The following is a 15,593-nucleotide window of genomic DNA, read 5'->3' as shown; positions in this document are numbered from 1 at the left end:
AGGCTAACCGCGCTGGCAGGATAGCCGCATGCCTGCACCTGTGTTGCTGCTCGACGGCGCCAGCATGTGGTTCCGCTCGTTCTTCGGGGTGCCGTCGTCGATCACCGCCCCCGACGGCCGGCCGGTCAACGCCGTCCGCGGCTTCATCGATTCGATGGCCACAGTCATCACCCAGCAGCGGCCCCATCGGCTGGCGGTCTGCCTCGACCTGGATTGGCGCCCGCAATTCCGGGTGGACCTGATTCCGTCGTACAAGGCGCATCGGGTGGCCGAACCCGAACCCGAAGGCACACCCGACATCGAGGAGGTGCCCGACGAGCTGTCGCCCCAGGTCGACATGATCATGGCGCTCCTGGACGCGTTCGGGATTTCAACGGCCGGCTCCGAGGGTTTCGAGGCCGACGACGTGCTGGGCACGCTGGCCGCCAAGGAACGCCACGACCCGGTCGTCGTGGTCAGCGGGGACCGCGACCTGTTGCAGGTGGTGGCCGACGATCCGGTCCCGGTCCGGGTGCTCTACCTGGGCCGCGGCCTGGCCAAGGCCACCCTGTTCGGCCCGCCCGAAGTCGCCGAGCAATACGGAGTGCCAATCGACAGGGCCGGGCCGGCCTACGCCGAACTCGCGCTGTTGCGCGGCGACCCGTCCGACGGCCTGCCGGGCGTCCCGGGCGTCGGCGAGAAGACGGCCGCCACCCTGCTGGCTCAGCACGGCTCGCTGGATCAGATCCTGGCCGCCGCCCACGACCCGAAGTCCAACATCGCCAAGGGCGTGCGGGCCAAACTGCTGGGCGCGACCGACTACATCGAAGCCGCAGGTCAGGTGGTGCGAGTGGCCACCGACGCACCGATCGCGTTGTCGACGCAGACCGACGAGCTACCGCTGGTGGCCGCCGACCCGCAGCGCACCGCGGCCCTGGCGACGGAATTCGGCGTGGGGTCCTCGATTGCCCGCCTGCAGAAAGCGCTCGACTCGTTGCCGCAGTGACGCGCTACTGCGGCCGGCCGACCTCGTAGGTGCCCTTGTCGTCCTGGAAGGTCACGGTCACCTTCTTCTGAGCGCCGTCGATGCTCACCGCGCAGTCGAACGTCGCGCCCTTCGTCACCGTCGGGTCGGCGCCGTTGTTGCACTTGACGTCCTTGACGTTCTTGGCGCCGTACCCGTTGGTTTCGTCGGTCAGGACCTGCTGCACGCCGGTCTGCGCCTTGTTGACGTCCAGCTTGGTGGTGACGAAAAAGCCGGGTTCCCAGAAACCGAGCACCAGCACGACCGCGATCAGCAGAAAGGCGATCGCCCCGCCCACGCCGGCGATCAGCCCCATCGAGCGCTTCTTCTGCGGTTGACCGGGGTACTGCTGCGGGTACTGGCCGGGCTGACCGTATTGCCCGGGCTGGCCGTACTGGCCCGGCTGGCCATACTGGCCGGGCTGCTGACCGTACTGACCCGGCTGGGCGTACTGGCCGGGCTGGCCATATTGGCCCGGCTGACCGTACTGGCCGTACTGCTGCTGCTCGGGTTGCCCGTATCCCGGCTGCGGTTGCTGGGGGTACGGCTGCTGGTAGGCGTGCTCAGTCGGCTGCTGGTACTGCGGGTACTCGGCGGGCGGCGTGTACGCCGGCGCCTGCCAGGTCCCCTCCTGGGTCGGCGGTTGCTGCTGTTGCCAGGGCGTGCCCACCTGACCCACCTGAGTCGGTTCCTGGGAGCGATCGCCACCCTCGCCGGGCGGTTGCCACTGCTGGCCCGGGTCCGATCCCTGTGGTCCGCTCATCATTTCTCCTCAATCACCTTGTGTCCTGGCCCTGTAAACGGTAGCCCGGAGCCAGCCTACCCGGCATCAACTGCGACGACGCCGCGCCGAACATCGTTGATCGCGCGCTTTGCCGTCGCCCGCACCTCAGCGTCCGGCGCCGAATTGCGAACCTGGTCCAACAGATCGAGCACCTGGCGACACCACCGTACGAAATCCCCTGCCAACAACGGCGAACCGCTGCCGGTCGCGTCGACCGCCGCCAGCGAGCCGGCCAGGTCGCCGGTCCGCGCCCACCGGTAGATGACGGTGACGAATCCATCGTCGGGTTCGCGGCTCGGCGCGATGCGGTGAGTTTGCTCGTCAGCCCGCAGCGCGAACGACAACTTCGCCGTCTGCTGCAGAGCCTGCCGTAATCGCGGCGTGGGCGCCTCGGCGGCGAAGGGAGCGCTGGGGCCGTCACTGCCGCGGGTTTCATAGAGCACAGACGAGACGACGGCGGCCAGCTCCGCCGGCTTCAACTCCGCCCACGCGCCGGTGCGCAGGCATTCGGCGACCAGCAAGTCGCTCTCGCTGTAGATCCGGGCCAACAGCCGGCCGTCGTCGGTGACGCGCGGATCACCCGCGGAGCCTTGAATGAACTCGCGCTCGGTGAGCAGCCCGACGATCCGGTCGAACGTGCGAGCCAGCGAGTTGGTGGCGGCGGCCACCTTCTTTTCCAGCTGCGCGTTGTCGCGTTCGATGCGCAGGAAACGCTCGGCATCGCGGACCTGCGCTTCGACGCCGGGGCTGTTGTGCGCCGGGTGGCGGCGCAGCTCGTCGCGCAACGACGCCAGCTCCGGGTCGTGGAAGCCGCCGTCGGGATCCGCGGCGCGACGGCGCGACGGAACGTCCAGCGGAGTGGCGGCCGACCGTAGCGCCGAAGCCAGATCGCGCCGCACCCGGGGCTGGCGGTGTTCGACCCGCTTGGGCAACGACATCGAGCCCAACGGCGCCGACGCACCCGAGTAGTCGGCCGACGAAATCCGCCCCGCCCAACGGTGTTCGGTGAGCACCAGCGGCCGGGGGTCGTCGCCGACGCGTGCCGATTCCAGCACCACCGCCAGGCCGCTGTGCCGGCCGTTGGTGATGGTGATGATGTCGCCGCGGCGCAGCCCGGACAGTGCCTCGTTGGCCGCCTGTCGCCGATGCAGGCGCGACGCCCGGGACTGCGCGCGTTCCATCTCGGTGATCCGCGCGCGCATCCGGGCGTATTCCAGGATCGGGGCGTCGCTTCCGCCGAGCTCGGCGGCGATCTCGTCTTGCAACCGCTTGCCGCGGTCGATGCCTTTCACCAATCCGACGACGGAGCGATCGGCCTGGTACTGCGCGAACGACTGCTCCAGCAGCTGATGCGCCTGTTCCGGGCCCATGTGCTGGACCAGGTTGATCGTCATGTTGTACGACGGCGCGAACGAGCTCTTCAGCGGGAAGGTCCGGGTGGACGCCAGCCCGGCTACCGCGGAGGGTTCGGAGGTCTCCTCGGCGGGGTGCCAAAGCACCACCGCGTGGCCCTCGACGTCGATGCCGCGCCGGCCGGCCCGCCCCGTCAGCTGCGTGTACTCCCCCGGCGTCAACGGCACATGCGCCTCGCCGTTGAACTTCACCAGCCGTTCGAGCACCACCGTGCGGGCCGGCATATTGATGCCCAGCGCCAGGGTTTCGGTGGCGAACACCGCCTTGACCAGGCCGGCGGTGAACAGTTCCTCGACCGTGTGCCGGAAGGCCGGCAACATCCCGGCATGGTGGGCGGCCAGACCGCGCAGCAGCCCCTCCCGCCACTCGTAATAGCCGAGCACCGCGAGGTCGCCTTCCGCGAGGTCTCCGCACCGGTGGTCGATCACCTCGGCGATCTGGGCGCGGTCCTCCTCGCTGGTGAGCCGCAGTGGCGAGCGCAGACACTGCTGCACCGCGGCGTCGCAGCCGGCGCGGGAGAACACGAACGTGATCGCCGGCAAAAGCCCTTCGGCGTCCAGCGTCGCGATGACGTCGGGCCGCGCGGGCGGCCGGTAAAAACGCGGCCGCTCCGGCCTGCCCCGTCCCGACTGCCGGCGAGGACCACGCCAGTCCCCCATCCGGTCCGCCTCGCGGCGGTGCGCAATATGGCGCAGCAGTTCGGGATTCACCTTCGGGTGACGATCGGCGGCCGGTTTCTCGTTCTCGTAGTCGAAGAGGTCGAGCAGGCGCCGGCCGACCAGAACGTGTTGCCACAGCGGCACCGGCCGGTGCTCGTCGACCACGACGGTCGTGTCCCCACGCACGGTCTGGATCCAGCCACCGAACTCCTCGGCGTTGCTCACCGTCGCCGACAGGCTGACCAGTCGCACCTCGTCGGGCAGATGCAGGATCACCTCCTCCCACACCGGACCCCGCATCCGGTCGGCAAGGAAATGCACCTCGTCCATCACCACATGGGAAAGTCCTTGCAGCGCAGACGAATCGGCGTAGAGCATGTTGCGCAGCACTTCGGTGGTCATCACCACCACGGGCGCATCGGCATTGAGGGACACGTCGCCGGTCAACAGCCCGATCCGGTCGCGGCCATAGCGCGCGGTCAGGTCGGTGTGTTTCTGGTTGCTCAGCGCCTTGAGCGGGGTGGTGTAGAAGCACTTGCCGCCGGCGGCCAGCGCCAGGTGCACGGCGAATTCGCCGACCACCGTTTTGCCGGCACCCGTTGGCGCGCAAACCAATACGCCGTGGCCCCGTTCGAGCGCCGCACAGGCCCGTTTCTGGAAATCGTCGAGCGCAAACGGCAGTTCCGCGGCGAACCGAGGCAGCTCGGTCAGTTCGGTCACGCCACCGTTCGGTGCTGCTGTCATTTACGTGACGTCGTCATGTTGCCCGGCGATGAACGACGGTTCGGGCGCCGGCTCGGATATCGGCTGGGCCGGCTCGATGACCGACGCTTCGTCGTCGGGGATCGCGGTTTGGGCTTCGCGCTTGGCTTTTCGCTTGTCGTGGATGCGGGTGATCTGAATGGCCAGCTCCTGCAACACGGACAGCGCGACCCCCAGCGCGGTCATCGAAAACGGGTCGGAGCCGGGCGTGAACACCGCCGCGAACACGAACATCCCGAAGATCAGGCCGCGCCGCCACGCCTTGAGCTTTTCGTAGGGCAGCACCCCGACCATGTTGAGCATGACGATCAGCAGCGGGAATTCGAAGCTGAATCCGAACACCAGCAGCAAATTGATCAGGAAGCCGAAATAGCGGTCGCCGGACAGCGCCGTCACCTGCACGTCGCTGCCGACGGTCAGCAGGAAGCCCAGCGCCTGAGACAGCACGAAGTAGGCCAGCACCGCACCGCCGACGAACAGCAGCGCGGCGGGGATCACAAACCCGATCGCGAAGCGGCGTTCCTTTTGATACAGCCCGGGTGTGATGAACGCCCACAGCTCGTAGAACCACACCGGGCAGGCCATCACGATCCCCGCCGTCATGCCGACCTTGAGCCGCAGCATGAATTGGTCGAACGGCGCGGTCGCCAGCAGTCGGCACTGCCCGTCGGCGCTGATGTCCGCGCGCGCCGACTGCGGCAGCGAGCAATAGGGATGGCGCAACCATTCGCCCAGGCTCTCCACCCCGAACAGCGGATGCGAATACCAGATAAACCCGAAAATCGTGGTGACCATGATCGCGGCCAACGAAATCAGCAGCCGGGTGCGCAGCTCGGTCAGGTGGTCGACCAGCGACATCGTCGCGTCGGGATTGGTCCGACTGCGCCTATTGCGCGGGTTGAGATGCTTCAGGAACGCAGCAGTGCGCGCTGGAGTCTTGAATGCTTTCACGACGCTCGGTCAATGGCGCTCAGGCACCGCGGCCGATGTCCCGCTAGGCGGGGCGCGCTTCGGTGTGGCCCTGCTCGGAAGCCGCCGACGGGTCGACCCGTTGCGACTGCACGGGCTGGGGAGCCGCCGCAGGGGTTTCGATGGAAGGCGCGTCGGGCTTGTTTTCCGACTGCATTTCCTTCAGCTCGGACTTGAAGATGCGCATTGACTTGCCCAGCGAGCGCGCTGCATCCGGGAGCTTCTTGGCACCGAACAGCAGGATCACGACGACCGCGAGGATCGCCCAGTGCCAGGGACTGAGACTGCCCACTTTTATTACCTCCAGACGTCCACCCGATGCTACCGCAGCGCAGCCCTCTGCCGGTGTGCCCGCGCCGAGGGGTCAGGACGTCACTGCCTGGTAAGACTCCAAGGCCGCCGCCGCGGCATCCCGTACCCGCTGCGCAAGTGATTGCGGTTCAACCACCCGCACGTCCGGGCCGAAGCCCAGCACCAGGCGGGTCATCCAGCCCTCGGAGGCGTAGGTCATGACCGCCTCGCAGGATCCGTCGGGCAACTCGCGTACCTCGCGCATCGGGTAGTACTCGAACATCCACGACGCCGACGGCGACACCCGCAGCTTGGCCGACGGCAGGGACGGATCGCCGTCGAACAGCGACGTGTCGGGCGGCGCCTGCAGCGCCGGCTGGGGTGGGGCGGCCGGCTCGCCCAGCTCGGTGGCCTCGACGATCCGGTCGAATCGGAACAGCCGCACGCCCTCGGCTTCGCGCGACCACGCCTCCAGATAGCTGTGCCCGCCGATCAGCAACACCCGGATGGGATCGACGATCCGGCTGGTCAGGGTGTCGTGCGAGGCCGAGTAGTAGTCGATGGCCAGCGCGTGTTTGTACTGCACGGCCGTGCGCACGGCGGCCGCGGCCCGGTTCTCGATGGGCGCCGGCTCGTCGATTGCGGTCACCGCACTCGTCGCGTCCTGCCCGACGGCCCCGGCCGCGGCGGCGATCTTGGCGATCGCGCTGCGCGCCGCCTCCGGATCGACGACGCCCGGAATGTCGGCGAGCGCCCGCAGTGCGACCAGCAGGCCGGTGGCCTCGGGCGACGTGAGCTTCAGCGGGCGATCAATGCCCGCCGAGAACGTCACCTCAATGGTGTCGCCGGAGAACTCGAAGTCGATCAGATCACCGGGGAAGTAACCGGGCAGGCCGCACATCCACAGCTGGTTGAGGTCCTCTTCCAGCTGCTTTTCCGACACCCCCAGCTTCGCGGCGGCTTCGGCGCGGGTGATCCGCGGATTGGCCTGGAAATACGGCACCATGTTGAGCAGCCGGACCAGGCGGGTGGATACCGGTGTCATGCCGGAACCTCAGCTTGGGCGCGCAACCGGGCCAACACGTCGTCACGCAGCGGCTGCGGCTCGAGCACGACCGCGTCAGCCCCGTATCCGGCGATCTCGCGGGCCAGCCGGTCCGTGGAGCTGATCTCGAGCTCGATCGCCTCGCCGTCGCGGCCACCCAGTTGCCGGGCGCCGGTGGACCGTCCGGCACGACGCAGCGCGGTGGCCCGACCGTCGGCGACCCACACCAGTGCCTGCCCGCCGGTCGGTGTCTCGGCCACCGTCTGCGCGACGATCTTGCGCAGGTCGACACCGTCGGGGACGGTGACGGCGTCGGCCGGGCCGATCGGCTCGACCTCGGCGCCGATGCGGGAGAGCCGGAAAGTGCGAGTGGCGTCGCGATCACGATCGTGGCCGACGAGATACCAGCGGCCCTTCTCGGTGACCACGCCCCACGGCTCGACGGTGCGCATCGTGTACGGCTCGGCGCGCGATGGCCGGTGCGGAAACTGCACGGCCTGTCGGGAATCGATGGCGGACAACAGGATTCCGAGAATTTCCTCCGACCCGCGCAGACCCGGCACACCTTCCGGGGAGGCGATAGCCACCGGAGCGTCGGGGTCGACGTCGACGCCGGCGGCGCGCAGCTTTAGCAGCGCGCCCTGGGTCGCGGTGATCAGTTCGGGTGACTCCCAGAGCTGGGTGGCAACGGCGACCGCGGCCGCCTCGTCCGCGGTCAGCTCGACCGGCGGCAGCGAGTACGCATCCCGGTTGATGCGGTAACCCTCGCTGGGGTCCAGCGCCGACACCCGGCCGACCTCGAGCGGGATGCCGAGGTCGCGCAGTTCATTCTTGTCGCGCTCGAACATCCGGGAAAACGCCTCGAGGCTGGGGCTTTCCGAATAACCCGCCACGCTGGACCGGATCTTTTCGGCGGTGATGTAGCCGCGAGTGGACAGCAGGGCGATGACGAGATTTACCAGTCGTTCGACTTTCGAGGTCGCCACCCATAGCAGCTTAGGGGTGCGGTGGAGTTTCATTAACTCGGGCGCAGGAAACTCTGTCGGCGTTATCGAGGAGCTCGCTCGCGCAGCTGAGGAAGGAGGGCGGTGTTGGCCGAGTACGACAGCCAGCCGGGTCGGATGCCCCCGCCCGAGGCTGAGCTCACGCAAGAGCAATATAGCGCCGACGAAGAGGATTTGCAGGCGGGGCTGAGCGGATTGGCCGCGATCGTCGTCGACGCGTCGACGCTGGACGAGTCGCTCACCCAGATAGCCGAATTCGCGGCCCATGCAATCCCTGGCGCTGACGGCGCCGGTGTGACGGTGGCCCACCCGTCTGCGGTGCCACTGCGTGCCCAGTCGTGGGCCGTGACCGCCGAGTTCGTCCGCAAGGTCGACACACTTCAGTACGAGCGTCACGGGGAGGGCCCGTGCGTTAGTTCGATGCACACCGCACGTCCTTGCGTCAGTGGGTCCATGAGTGATGACCCACGTTGGCCGCGCCTGGGCAGCGCGGTGGTGCGCCTGGGCGTGAATTCGGCGTTATCGCTGCCGCTGCTACTCCGCGAGCGGGTGATCGGCGTCATCAACGCCTACGCCTACACCCTCGACGCATTCGCCGAACACGCGGTGGCCATAGGCACAAAGTTCGCGGGGCCGGCGGCTGTGACGGTCCACAACGCGCGATTGCTGATGGCGGCCCAGCAGCGGGCCGAGCAGTTGCAGCGGGCGCTGGGTAGCCGGTCGGTCATCGACCAGGCCGTCGGAATCATTCGCGGCCGATCCGGGGCCAGCGAGGAGGAAGCCTTCGATCGGCTGATCAAGATCAGCCAGGAGGAGAACGTCAAGCTGCATCTGGTCGCCGAGCGACTGGTCGAGCTATCTGTGCGGCGGGCCCGCGCCCGCCACAATTTCTCCTGAAAGTATCTACGGCAGTGAGGAATTCATCGTCGCCATGGCGGCGAGCATTGCCGGACGAGACTCGGGCTCAGCAATCAGCCGACGAGCGACGTCCGTCAGATGATCGTCGTTTGCGCGCGCGTAGCGACGTAGCAATGTGAACGCGTCTTCCACTGATACGTCGAGTCTTTCGCGGACAAATCCCTTAGCCTGCTCGATCACGATGCGAGCCGTTATCGCGTTGCGTAGTCGTGGCTCCACCACGGACGAAGTTGGGGCGTGTTCCTGCACGATCGCCACACACGCGATGTGTGCCAGGCTTTGCCCGACCAGCAGGTCCGCTGCACTAAGTTCGCCCGGACGTGTGCCGAACAAGCCCAAGGCGCCCAAAACGATGCCGGCCGCGCGCATCGGCACCGCATGCACCGAGGCGAAGCCGGCCTCGACAGCCGCCGGAACGAACCGCGGCCAGCGCGCCGTTTGTGCGGCCAGATCCGCCACCGAAATCGGTTGCCCGCTCGCATAACAGTCCAGACAGGGTCCTTCGTCGGCCTGCAGTTGGAAGAGCTCCAAATCGCGCGCCTTCTCCGAAGTCGCCGCCAACAGATGCAGGCTCTGCAACGGATCAGCCAGCAGGAACCCGGCGGCGGCAACATCGAGTAGCTCCGCGCAACGTTCGGTGAGTTCGGTCAACAGCTCGACCACATCAAAGTCGTCCAGCAGGCTGTCGACGAGCGTCACGACAGCGTCCAGAACTCGAGTCTCCCGGCTAGCGTCGGTCATCTTCGGCTCCTTCTCGGATGCTCCCGCATGACGTCCCGACGGGCCCTGACACTTCAGACGATGACGACATCAATCCTCCTCCAGCGTCAGCCGTCGGTCCAGAATGTCGCGGGCGACGTCGACGGCGCTGCGGTCTGTCGCGTACGCGTGTGCCCGCAGCCGGACCAGGGCCTCTGTTGCGTCGATCTCGAGCTGCGCCATCAGCATGCCGGTGGCCTGGCTGACCTCCGCGCGCGACAGCGTGTTCAGTTCGACCCATGCGTCGCTGCTCGGATCGGACATTGCGGCCTGCAGGTCTGCATTCATCAGATCGAGTACCGGGATGGCTGCCAACTCGGCGGCCGCCACCGCACCGGCCAGTTGCTCGGCGCCCAACGGATCCGGGTGGGCGCGAAACAGATCCAGTGCTCCGACATATTCGCCCGCAACCAGAACCGGCATCGCGTACACGCCTCGGATCTGGTAGCCCAGCATCGCGGCCCCATACGCCGGCCACCGCACTTCGTCCGGGTCGGCCAGGTCGACTACCAGGACAGGAGCCCGAAGGGCTACCGATTCCAAGCACGGCCCCTCACCCAGAGTGAACTGCAGCTCGTCATAAGCCCGCGCCAGCGACCCGCTCGACCCCAGCGTTGCGGCGTTGGCACCATCGAAGACCAGCGAGATTGCCGCGGCATCGACCTCGAGGAGGTTCACGCAGGCGTGGCACAACCGGTCTCCTGCTTCTAGCCGCCGCTCGCCACCGACCGCGGCCAGCAGTTGCTCACGGATTGTCACGGTGATCCGGACACGCATCGGCCGAGTCAGCGCAACTGACCTGAGATTTCGTTCCCGGGATCATCGGTCCACCATTCTCTGACCACCTAGTGGCGATACACCCGGGCTCTCGAGTTTGCCGTCGCAGCTGCCGGTGAAGCGTGCGGGCTGGTCGGCGTGTCGACTGAGTCGAAGGGTACCCGGTTTTCCACGCCCGAACCGGCGAAGCCGTATCCAATTGCCGGAGTGGCCAAATGGCCCAGCAGCGCGTAGCGTTGCGCTAGTTGGTACTTCCCAGTCCGGAGCGGTTAAGTATGAGCCGCAAGCATCTGTTCAGGCCGGACTTCTAACAAGCCAGTCGATTCCGGTGGCCCCGTTACCGTGCCTCCGACGTGACTGGGCGCAGCTATGCTGCGCTGCTGAACCGACCCGTTCTTAAATCCCATCTCGAAACGACATTACTGCCAAGGGCTTTCGCGATTACGACGCCGCGGTGCGCGTCCAATCAGATCGATCGGACGCCTGGGTAATGCTTGCAGCACAAGGGAATAACACAGTATCTGCCGCCTGGGCTGATCCGGGTAGCCAGTCCAGGGCGACCCTCGGGGTCGTTTGACGGTCGTCCGCTTTCGCGGCCGATCACCACAGAAGGGAAACACCCATGGGAATGACCGACAAGATCAAGAATGCCGCTGAGGACGTTGCGGGTAAAGCCAAGGAGCAGGCCGGCAAGATCACCGGCGACAAGGACACAGAAGGCGAAGGCAAGAAGGACCAGGCCAAGTCCAGCGTGAAGAAGGCCGGCGAGAACGTCAAGGACATATTCAAGTAAGCGTTCTTGGTGTGGCCCGCCGTTGATCAACTCGGCGGGCCACATCACTTCGCTCGCCATGAATTTTTCGAAATTTAAGCGCGACAATATGTTTCGCGCTACCACGCCCGAACTCTTCAGGAGAAAGCATGACTGACACCAACACCGCGAAGCTCGTCGGCCAACTTCGCATACTGCATCAACTGACCAACACCGAGATTCAGATCGCGCAAACCCGGTTGGCACAGGCCCGCAACGACACAGTGCGCCAACAATTCACGACGAACGCGGCGAACGCGCAAGAACGCGCGGGATTGATCGCGGCGGCGCTGCGTGAACTCGGCGGTGTTCCCGACGTGGTCACCCCAGCGCTGGGCCGGGCTGCCGCGCTGGCCAAGGCCGTATTCGAACAAGGGCAGCCAATAGCGGCGGCACTATTCGGCGATCTCGCCCTGGAACATCAACTGCTTGACCGCGCAACCTATCTCGAGGTGCTCGCCCATGCGACCGAGGATGTCGATACCCAATTGCTTGCGCGACGACTGCAGGCTGCGCATCACGAAACCATCGAGTGGATCAACTCGGTGCTTGCCCAAGAAGCCGCTGGAAAGGTCACTGCCGTGCGCCCCACGCCGGTTCAGACGGCGGTGGGTCGAATCACCAGGGCCGCCAATTACCCGAGCCGCTGGACTGCCGCGCGGATCAACGCAGCCGCCGAGGCCGTTGCCCGCACCCGCTCGCGCGTCGCCACCGTCACCGACGCCGCCGTGGATTCCTTGACCACCGGCCGCGACGCCGGACTTCAGCAAGCAGAGCAGATCGCCACCCGACGGGGAGCAAGCAGCATCGCGTCCGCGCTGCATCGAACCCGCGTATTCGCCGGCGGCCTCAGCGAAGACGAGTTGCCCATCGCCAACTACGACGACCTCACCGTGGACGAGGTGGAGTCCGAGGTCCAAGGACTCACCGACTCCGGCGCATTGGCCGCCCTACTGCGCTACGAGCAGAACCACAAAGACCGTGCCGGGGCGTCCACCGCAATCAACAACCAGCTGGTCGCGGTCAAAGCGCAGGAGAGCGCCCGAAACTGATCTGGCCTACATACTCGCGATCAGGCGTTTGACTCGCTCGTCGACCGCCCGGAATGGGTCCTTGCACAGCACGGTGCGCTGCGCCTGATCGTTGAGTTTGAGGTGGACCCAGTCGACGGTGAAGTCGCGGCCCGCCGCCTGAGCGGCGCTGATGAACTCGCCGCGCAGCCTGGCGCGGGTGGTCTGCGGCGGGTTGTCGACGGCCTCGGCGATGTCCTCGTCGGTGGTGACCCGCGTCGCCAGGCCCTTGCGCTGCAGCAGGTCGAAGACGCCGCGACCACGCTTGATGTCGTGGTACGCCAAGTCCAGCTGGGCGATCTTCGGGTCGGACAGCTCCATGTTGTAGCGGTCCTGGTAGCGCTGGAACAACTTGCGCTTGATCACCCAGTCGATCTCGGTGTCGACCTTGGCGAAGTCCTGGCTTTCGACGGCGTCCAGTTGCCGGCCCCACAGGTCGACGACCTGCTCGATCTGCGCGTTGGGCTCGCGGGTCTGCAGGTGCTCGACAGCGCGGGTGTAGTACTCGCGCTGGATGTCCAGCGCGCTGGCCTGACGCCCACCGGCCAGGCGCACCGGGCGGCGGCCGGTGACGTCGTGGCTGACCTCGCGGATGGCGCGGATCGGGTTGTCCAGCGAGAAGTCGCGGAACGGCACGCCCGATTCGATCATCTCCAGCACAAGCGCGGCGGTGCCCACCTTGAGCATCGTGGTGGTCTCGCACATGTTCGAGTCGCCGACGATGACGTGCAGCCGCCGGTACTTCTCGGCGTCGGCGTGCGGCTCGTCGCGGGTGTTGATGATCGGCCGGCTACGGGTGGTGGCCGACGAAACGCCTTCCCAGATGTGCTCGGCACGCTGCGATAGGCAGAACGTCGCGGCCTTGGGGGTTTGCAGCACCTTCCCGGCCCCGCAGATCAGCTGCCGGGTGACGAGGAAGGGCAGCAGCACATCGGAGATCCGGGAGAACTCACCGGCCCGCACGATCAGGTAATTCTCGTGGCAGCCGTAGGAGTTGCCCGCCGAGTCGGTGTTGTTTTTGAACAGGTAGATGTCGCCGCCGATGCCCTCGTCGGCAAGTCGCTGCTCGGCGTCTACCAGCAGGTCTTCCAGCACCCATTCCCCGGCCCGGTCGTGGGTGACCAGCTGCACCAGGCTGTCGCACTCGGCGGTGGCGTACTCGGGATGGCTGCCGACGTCGAGGTACAGGCGAGCGCCGTTACGCAAGAAGACATTGGAGCTGCGGCCCCACGACACCACCCGGCGGAACAGGTAGCGGGCTACCTCGTCCGGGGACAGGCGGCGATGGCCGTGGAACGTGCAGGTGACACCGAACTCGGTCTCGATGCCCATGATTCGTCGCTGCACAACATCGAGGGTACTTGTTGTGTCAGGGCGACGGTCAGCAAGCCGCGCCCGCGGGTCTAATCCGAAGATTCGCCGTCGGAATCCGACGGCTCCGAATCCGATTTCGAACCCTTCGGATCCGCTTCCTGCAGGAGGTTTTCCAGGGTGGACCGGCCGATCCGGCGGAACGCCCGGCGCGGCCGGCTGGCATCTAGGATGGCGACCTCGAGGCTGGCCACCTCCAGGCTGGGCTCGTCGCCGCCGTTGGTACTCCCGGCCCGCAGCGCGTCGACCGCGATCCCCAAAGCGTCGCGCAGGTCCGCGTTTTCGGCGTACGAGTCCTTGAGCGCGGTTGCGATCGGCTCGGTGGTGCCGCCCATCACCACGAAATGCGGCTCGTCATTGATGGAACCGTCGTAAGTGATCCGGTACATCTCAGGCGCTTTGGTTTCGCCGTAGTGTGCGACCTCGGCGACGCACAACTCCACCTCGTACGGCTTGGCCTGCTCGGTGAAGATGGTGCCAAGGGTCTGCGCGTAGACGTTGGCCAGCTGCCGGCCGGTGACGTCACGGCGGTCGTAGGCGTAGCCGCGGGTGTCGGCGAACTGGATCCCGCCGCGCCGCAGATTGTCGAACTCGTTGAACTTGCCCGCGGCCGCAAAGCCCACGCGGTCATACAGTTCGCTGATCTTCTGCAAGGACCGCGACGGGTTCTCCGCAACAAACAGCACGCCGCCGGCGTAGGCCAGTGCCACCACGCTGCGGCCCCGAGCGATGCCCTTGCGCGCGAGCTCGCTGCGCTCACGCATCGCCTGCTCAGGCGAGATGAAATACGGGAAGCTCACTTCTCACCGCCATCCGGGCCGAAAGTGTCCGCGCGCGAGCGACTTTGGATGACCTCGCGGGCCAATTCGGCGATGCGCCGCTCGGGCACATCGGCCGCCCCTTCGGGGCCGATGGCGACCGCCGTCGGGAAGATACCGCGAACCAGATCCGGGCCACCGGTGGCGGAATCGTCGTCGGCGGCGTCGTACAGCGACTCCACGGCTACCCGCAGCGCCGAATCGACATCGGTGACTTGGGCATACAGTTTCTTGATCGAGGACTTGGCGAAGATCGACCCCGAACCCACCGACTGGTAACCCTCTTCTTCGATGTTCCAGCCGCCCGCGGCGTCGAACGAGACTATGCGTCCGGCGCTTTCCGAGTCGGCCGCGTGGATGTCGTAACCCGCCAGCAGCGGCAGGGCCACCAGCCCCTGCATCGCGGCGGCCAGGTTGCCGCGCACCATGATCGCGAGCCGGTTGACCTTGCCGGCGAACGTGAGCGGAACGCCTTCCAGCTTCTCGTAGTGCTCCAGTTCCACGGCATAGAGGCGGGCGAATTCGACGGCGATCGCGGCCGTGCCGGCGATGCCGGTCGCGGTGTAGTCGTCGGTGATGTACACCTTCTTGACGTCCCGCCCGGCGATCATGTTGCCCTGGGTCGAACGCCGGTCACCGGCGATCAGGACACCGCCTGGGTATTTCAGGGCCACGATCGTGGTGCCGTGCGGCAGATTCCCGGCATCACCACCGGAGTGGCCACCGCCGCCACCCAGGACCGCCGGAAGCAATTCCGGCGCCTGACGGCGCAACAAGTCAGCGAATGAGGACGTATTTACCGAAGAGAATCCGGGTAGAGCCGAGGTAGTGGGCAGGCGGTCGGGAAAAGGCCAGGTCACTGTCCGCCCTTTTGGACATACGCGCGGACGAAGTCCTCCGCGTTTTCCTCTAGGACGTCGTCAATCTCGTCGAGCAGATCGTCGGTTTCCTCGGTGAGTTTCTCGCGACGCTCCTGGCCCGCGGCCGTGGTGCCAACGACGTCATCGTCGTCGCCGCCGCCACCGCCGCGTTTTGTTTGCTCCTGCGCCATCGCCGCCTCCTGCTTCGTCTGGGCTCGCTTACTAGCCGCGTAAGCATGCCCGCTGGTATCTCTACCCTACCGGTCCTACCCGACGTTC

Annotated in this window: 16 protein-coding genes; 4 read left to right on the top strand and 12 right to left on the bottom strand. The window is 66.6% G+C overall.

What is annotated here, in order from left to right; all coding sequences use genetic code 11:
• Positions 1 to 28: 28 nt before the first annotated feature.
• Positions 29 to 985, top strand: coding sequence for a 5'-3' exonuclease (locus LMQ14_RS11530; protein WP_267734850.1), 957 nt, complete (start codon positions 29 to 31; stop codon positions 983 to 985).
• Positions 986 to 989: 4 nt separating this feature from the next.
• Here the strand turns inward: LMQ14_RS11530 and LMQ14_RS11525 are convergent, their stop codons facing one another.
• The 6 genes from LMQ14_RS11525 to LMQ14_RS11500 all read right to left on the bottom strand — a co-directional run bounded on the left by LMQ14_RS11525 (position 990) and on the right by LMQ14_RS11500 (position 7,912).
• Positions 990 to 1,766 (bottom strand): DUF4333 domain-containing protein, encoded by a 777-nt coding sequence (locus LMQ14_RS11525; protein WP_267734849.1) that lies wholly within the window; start codon positions 1,764 to 1,766, stop codon positions 990 to 992.
• 56 nt (positions 1,767 to 1,822) lie between these two features.
• A complete protein-coding gene (locus LMQ14_RS11520) occupies positions 1,823 to 4,579 on the bottom strand; it encodes a DEAD/DEAH box helicase (RefSeq protein ID WP_267735460.1) in 2,757 nt (918 codons plus the stop codon).
• A 24-nt stretch (positions 4,580 to 4,603) separates the two neighbouring features.
• Positions 4,604 to 5,572 (bottom strand): twin-arginine translocase subunit TatC, encoded by a 969-nt coding sequence (gene tatC / locus LMQ14_RS11515; protein WP_420714636.1) that lies wholly within the window; start codon positions 5,570 to 5,572, stop codon positions 4,604 to 4,606.
• Between the two features lie 43 nt (positions 5,573 to 5,615).
• Positions 5,616 to 5,882: a Sec-independent protein translocase subunit TatA gene (gene tatA / locus LMQ14_RS11510; protein WP_267734848.1), complete on the bottom strand. Its 267-nt coding sequence runs from the start codon at positions 5,880 to 5,882 to the stop codon at positions 5,616 to 5,618.
• A gap of 72 nt (positions 5,883 to 5,954) precedes the next feature.
• Positions 5,955 to 6,926 (bottom strand): helix-turn-helix transcriptional regulator, encoded by a 972-nt coding sequence (locus tag LMQ14_RS11505; protein ID WP_267734847.1) that lies wholly within the window; start codon positions 6,924 to 6,926, stop codon positions 5,955 to 5,957.
• Positions 6,923 to 7,912 (bottom strand): helix-turn-helix transcriptional regulator, encoded by a 990-nt coding sequence (locus LMQ14_RS11500; RefSeq protein ID WP_267734846.1) that lies wholly within the window; start codon positions 7,910 to 7,912, stop codon positions 6,923 to 6,925. Before LMQ14_RS11500 ends, LMQ14_RS11505 begins: the two co-directional genes overlap by 4 nt.
• A gap of 102 nt (positions 7,913 to 8,014) precedes the next feature.
• On the opposite strand from LMQ14_RS11500, the gene LMQ14_RS11495 reads away from it, so the two are divergent.
• Complete coding sequence (locus LMQ14_RS11495) at positions 8,015 to 8,827, top strand: GAF and ANTAR domain-containing protein (RefSeq protein WP_324291116.1); 813 nt, start codon at positions 8,015 to 8,017, stop codon at positions 8,825 to 8,827.
• 6 nt (positions 8,828 to 8,833) lie between these two features.
• Here the strand turns inward: LMQ14_RS11495 and LMQ14_RS11490 are convergent, their stop codons facing one another.
• Together LMQ14_RS11490 and LMQ14_RS11485 are read right to left on the bottom strand one after the other, a co-directional pair.
• Positions 8,834 to 9,589 carry a GAF and ANTAR domain-containing protein gene (locus LMQ14_RS11490; protein WP_267734844.1) on the bottom strand — a complete coding sequence of 252 codons (756 nt, stop codon included), beginning with the start codon at positions 9,587 to 9,589 and terminating at the stop codon, positions 8,834 to 8,836.
• 69 nt (positions 9,590 to 9,658) lie between these two features.
• The gene (locus LMQ14_RS11485) at positions 9,659 to 10,366 is read right to left on the bottom strand and encodes a GAF and ANTAR domain-containing protein (RefSeq protein ID WP_267735458.1); all 708 of its coding nucleotides are present in this window, start codon (positions 10,364 to 10,366) and stop codon (positions 9,659 to 9,661) included.
• A 640-nt stretch (positions 10,367 to 11,006) separates the two neighbouring features.
• On the opposite strand from LMQ14_RS11485, the gene LMQ14_RS11480 reads away from it, so the two are divergent.
• Together LMQ14_RS11480 and LMQ14_RS11475 are read left to right on the top strand one after the other, a co-directional pair.
• Complete coding sequence (locus LMQ14_RS11480) at positions 11,007 to 11,177, top strand: CsbD family protein (protein ID WP_267734843.1); 171 nt, start codon at positions 11,007 to 11,009, stop codon at positions 11,175 to 11,177.
• Positions 11,178 to 11,305: 128 nt separating this feature from the next.
• On the top strand, positions 11,306 to 12,247 hold the full coding sequence (locus LMQ14_RS11475; RefSeq protein WP_267734842.1) for a ferritin-like domain-containing protein: 942 nt from the start codon (positions 11,306 to 11,308) through the stop codon (positions 12,245 to 12,247).
• A gap of 6 nt (positions 12,248 to 12,253) precedes the next feature.
• On the opposite strand, the gene pafA is transcribed toward LMQ14_RS11475, so the two are convergent.
• From pafA to LMQ14_RS11455, 4 genes are read right to left on the bottom strand one after another with little or no spacing between them, the layout of a single operon-like run.
• The gene (pafA, locus tag LMQ14_RS11470) at positions 12,254 to 13,612 is read right to left on the bottom strand and encodes a Pup--protein ligase (RefSeq protein WP_267734841.1); all 1,359 of its coding nucleotides are present in this window, start codon (positions 13,610 to 13,612) and stop codon (positions 12,254 to 12,256) included.
• A 56-nt stretch (positions 13,613 to 13,668) separates the two neighbouring features.
• Positions 13,669 to 14,436, bottom strand: a complete 768-nt coding sequence (gene prcA / locus LMQ14_RS11465; RefSeq protein ID WP_267734840.1) for a proteasome subunit alpha — start codon at positions 14,434 to 14,436, stop codon at positions 13,669 to 13,671.
• Positions 14,433 to 15,314, bottom strand: coding sequence for a proteasome subunit beta (prcB, locus tag LMQ14_RS11460; protein WP_267734839.1), 882 nt, complete (start codon positions 15,312 to 15,314; stop codon positions 14,433 to 14,435). The genes prcA and prcB overlap by 4 nt, the downstream gene beginning before the upstream one ends.
• The gene (locus LMQ14_RS11455; protein ID WP_066814536.1) at positions 15,311 to 15,505 is read right to left on the bottom strand and encodes a ubiquitin-like protein Pup; all 195 of its coding nucleotides are present in this window, start codon (positions 15,503 to 15,505) and stop codon (positions 15,311 to 15,313) included. The genes prcB and LMQ14_RS11455 overlap by 4 nt, the downstream gene beginning before the upstream one ends.
• Between the last annotated feature and the right edge of the window lie 88 nt (positions 15,506 to 15,593).

Origin of the sequence: Mycobacterium sp. Aquia_213, assembly GCF_026625985.1 — a bacterium.
Lineage (GTDB): Bacteria > Actinomycetota > Actinomycetes > Mycobacteriales > Mycobacteriaceae > Mycobacterium.
Note: the sequence above shows the minus strand (reverse complement) of the source record. Positions and strands in the feature narration are given on the sequence as shown.